The sequence below is a fragment of the Aquimarina agarivorans genome (assembly GCF_000218485.1).
Taxonomy (GTDB): Bacteria; Bacteroidota; Bacteroidia; order Flavobacteriales; family Flavobacteriaceae; genus Aquimarina; species Aquimarina agarivorans.
The window spans coordinates 1-2,607 of the sequence record NZ_AFPB01000095.1; the positions used below are offsets into that span (position 1 = coordinate 1).

General features: G+C 29.0%; 1 protein-coding gene and 1 pseudogene. Both read right to left on the reverse strand.

What is annotated here, in order from left to right; translation table 11 throughout:
• Positions 1-141 precede the first annotated feature (141 nt).
• Positions 142-1,881, reverse strand: a complete 1,740-nt coding sequence (locus tag GMC_RS23185; protein WP_010520800.1) for a hypothetical protein — start codon at positions 1,879-1,881, stop codon at positions 142-144.
• Positions 1,878-2,551: pseudogene (locus tag GMC_RS23410) on the reverse strand (type II restriction-modification system restriction endonuclease). Before GMC_RS23410 ends, GMC_RS23185 begins: the two are co-directional and overlap by 4 nt.
• Positions 2,552-2,607 lie beyond the last annotated feature (56 nt).

The following is a 2,607-nucleotide window of genomic DNA, read 5'->3' on the forward strand; positions in this document are numbered from 1 at the left end:
AACGGTCTCGTGTATGAGTAGTAGCGGATTTCTACTCACAAACCTTTCGGTTTTGTACTGAACTTTGTTTTATGTTTATACTTTTGTTTTATCCCTTAAACCGCTATTACTTATACACAATGTTGGGCGTTCGTACTTTTTTTAGAACAGTGTAATTTGTTCATTTACATTATTTTTAATCATTTCCCCAAATTCTTTCCAATGTTCGTGTGTTAAGTCTGAAATAAAATCCTTTACATTCTCAAACTCATAATTTTCAAATGCTCTTTCAAAATCAATACGCATCAAAGTATCTTTATTAATTGACCTTTTTGAATCTGAAAATATAATTGATTTTAGAAACTTTTGAACTAAATCTGAATTCACTAAAAAATGAGCAATCTGTGCCATTTTATGGTTGTCAAAGCCAATAAAATAACAAGTATCATCAAGCATTATCGTTTTAGAATCCTTTGGACTCACTAATGTGAAATGCGTTGATTTATAAAGTCCTGAAATGGCAACTTTATATTCTGCAAATGAATAATCTCCAATTCCAAATATTGAGAAGTTTGGTTTGTTTTTATAAATAGACGACTTACGTTTATCAAAATATTCTTTGTGCGAATTCAAATATTGGTAGGTGAGAGGTAAATTTTCTTTAATATAATTTGTTTCCTGTCCTATTTTTTTTTGAGTGATTATTGTAAGTTTCCTATAAGTATTGGTTTTATCGGTTTTTAAATCAGAACTTTTTAATAATCCAAAGACCAATTTTTTTTCAAGATTAATTTCTTCTCCCAACCCATTAACATAATGACCATTTACAGATTCAAGTTCCATAACTTTTGAACAGTCGTGTTTTACTCCAGAACGCCAAGTAAATATTGATTTACCATCTATAATACTTGATTCGTCATAGTCGCTAACTGAAAAAACAAACTTTTCTTTGTACCAACCAAAAGTTGTTAAATACTCTTGACTATAAAAGTCAAGTTCTTTGCAAGTAAAATCTGGTTTTGTGTTTAAATGTGTAAGAAATAAACAAGCATTTACAGAAACATTAAATTCCTTTTTTGAATCAATGTTTAATTTTTCAGAATTGCTAATTTTAAAACAGTTTCTTTTTTGGTCTTGAATAAGGTTTTTGACGACAGAATTTTTAATTAAAAAGGCAAAAATTCCATTATGATTTTCAAAAGATTTTAACATTATCAAAGAAATATATTCTCCGATGTCAAAGTTTCCTTTTCCTGTTATTGCTTCAAATCCACTATGCTTTTTAAAGTTAGACTTTTTAGGTAGGTTTTTTGAATCTATTGAGCCAAGTTCAGAATTAGTTACCCAAGGTGGATTACCAATAACTAATGTTTTTAAGTCAGAAGTAGATTTTGCTAATTGGTTATAATCAAATTCAAAAGCATTTCCGTGAATTATATCAATTTCAGGTTTGTTAGTTTCTTTGTTTATTAGGTAATAATCAAGGATTTTAAATTTAGTTTCCCAAACATAAGGCTGATAGATTTCAACACCTACAATTTTTTTGAGTGAGTTAGATTGCTTAATTGAAGCAAGAATAAAATTGCCTTTTCCACAAGTAGGTTCTAATATAAACTCAAAACCTTTTTGTTTAAGAAACGCATATTTAGCAACTTGTTCAGCAAGATTTTCATTTGTTTGAAAATCTCCATATTCTCTTCTGTTGGGTTCTGAAACAATTGAACTGTTTTCTTTTAACTTTTCTAATAACTCCGTTGCTTCTTCCTGTGAAGTGAAGAAGGTATTAATTCCACTAACTTCTCTTACAATATTATTAATTTGATTAAAATCAAATAGAGTTTTTAAATTCTTTTGAAAGAATTTTAATGATGAATTAGTTATATGTGTCTCAAAACAAATCATTTAGTAACTTTATCTACGACTTTTGTAATTCCATCAACAATATCAGTTAGATTTACTACTCTTGCATATTGCAATCTCCATTGTAAGGCGTTTGATATGGTCAAATAACCTTGTTTTGGCGTATTGTTTAATATTTGGTCTGCGATTAAGCCAAGGGTAATATCATCTGCTGGAATATTTTTGTCATTAAGATAAGCAATAATATCTTCTTTGTTTGCTCCATCTTTTACCATTTCTCTTAATCTATATGTTGTTGTATAATCTGCTGTTCTTTCTTTGTCGAGATATGAACAACTTACAAAGTCAAGTTTGGCAGAACTTGTGTTTGGGTCATCAACTTTGTCGTAAACAAAAACAAGTAGATTATAACCTAAACCAAATATTTTTGTTTTGCATCTTTGAATGGACTTGAAGATTGTGGTTGTTTTTTAGAAGTTACTTTTATATCAGTTTGGATATTCACTCCTGGCAAGTCAATTCCTTTTGCAGAAGAACCATTTTCATAAGTATAGCGGTCTTCAAGATATTTTTTGAATTTATGTTCTATATAAGTTCCAACTGCTTTTCCATCAGTTACTCCATACAGGTCTTGGTTCGCATATTTTGACTCTATGTCACAAAATTCTTTTGCAGATTTTTTTAGAGATTCTATTGTTAGATTTGGATTCATTAATTTTATTTCCTTTTATTTTGTTTCAAAGTTACGGTTTTTCTTGTATGACGCCC